Below are 1,558 nucleotides of genomic sequence, written 5' to 3' on the forward strand. Positions count from 1 at the left end.
CACCCCCCTCACCTTCGAGCTGCCCCACCCGCCAGGCTCCGGCGCCCTCAGCCAGGCCTCCGTCGCCGCCTACGAGACGCTGGTCGACAACACGACCCTCGAGGCCGGCTTCCACGTCGTCTACACCGACGGCACCCAGGTCCTGATGCAGCGCTACATGGTCTCCGCCCCCAACACCGGCGGGCTGGAGAACCAGGTCACCGCCATCGGCGCCCCGACGCTGATCTCCAGCCATGGCAGCCACGGCTCCATCGTCTCGCTGCACGACGGCCAGCTCGCCGTCGCCTACGAGGAGGCCGGCGCCTACAAGCTGCAGGTCTTCAAGCCCTCCGACCCGGATGCCGAGGGCAACACCACCTACGCCCTGCTCAACGACCCGACCCGCGACGGAACCCCCGCCGGCACCCCCGCCACCGTCGACATCCTCCTCCCCGCCGCCACCCAGGCCAGCCAGCCGGTGCTGGTCTCCCTCACCACCGGCTTCATGGCCATCTACGCCGTCGGCGACGAGATCCACGCCAGGAGCTTCCTCGGCACCGCCGGCCAGGATGGCTGGACCGGCGTCGGCGAGCAGGTGCTCTCCACCACCGGCGGCCTCGGCGGCTTCCACGCCGCCGCGCTCGACAGCGAGGGCAGCGGCGTCGTCGTCACCTGGAAGGCCGGCGGCAACCTCATCGGCCAGGTCTTCGGGCCCGGCGGCGCCCCGCTCGGCGACAGCCAGGCCTTCGGCGCCGCGCTCGGCAGCGGCGAGCATGCCAGCTCGGTCGTCGGCCTCGACAGCGGCCTGCTCGGCGTCGTCACCGCAACCGGCACCGGCATCAGCGCCCAGCTCTTCGACACCCGCGCCCCGGGCGCCCTCCTCGAGGGCGTGCGCACCGGCGGCCAGCGCGAGACCCTCGTCGGCACCGCCGGCAACGACACCTTCGACGGCAAGGCCCGCGAGGACCAGCTGCATGGCGGCCCCGGCTACGACACCGCCGTCTATTCCGGCACCCACGGCCAGTACGGCCTCATCTTCAACACCGACGGCTCCGTCTCCATCATCAACGGCCCCGATGCCGGCACCGCCGCCAAGCCGGAGATCCTGACCGGCATCGAGTTCCTCCGCTTCAGCGACGGCACCTACCAGCTCGCCAAGCCGCCCGCCGCCGCCATCGGCCAGACCGTCTCCGCCAACCTCCTCAGCCCCGCCAGCCTGCCAGCCACCGTCTCCATCGCCACCCCGCTCGTCCAGATGGCCGAGGGCCGGGAGGGCGAGAGCCGCGCCTTCACCTTCTTCGCCATCCGCGACCCGGGCTCGCCCAGCACCGCCGAGGTCACGCTGCACTGGACCGTCACACCCGACCAGGCCAGCGCCGCCGAGTTCGAGGCCCTCGAGGGCGACGTCACCATCGCCCGCGGCCAGACCACCGCCGCCATCAGGGTCATGGTCAAGGGCGACAATCTCGCCGAGACCAACGAGCACTTCACCATCACCCTCTCCCCAAGCCCCCACTCCGCCAACCCCGTCACACTCGGAACCACCAAATCCGCCGAAGGCATCATCACCGACGATGAC

Annotated in this window: 1 protein-coding gene; it reads left to right on the plus strand. The window is 71.8% G+C overall.

Features of this window, described 5'->3' with window-relative positions; all coding sequences use genetic code 11:
- On the plus strand, positions 1-1,558 hold a 1,558-nt coding region (locus HJG45_RS28240; RefSeq protein WP_171617318.1), incomplete at both ends, for a Calx-beta domain-containing protein.

The sequence above is a fragment of the Roseicella sp. DB1501 genome (genome assembly GCF_013112485.1).
Lineage (GTDB): Bacteria > Pseudomonadota > Alphaproteobacteria > Acetobacterales > Acetobacteraceae > Paracraurococcus.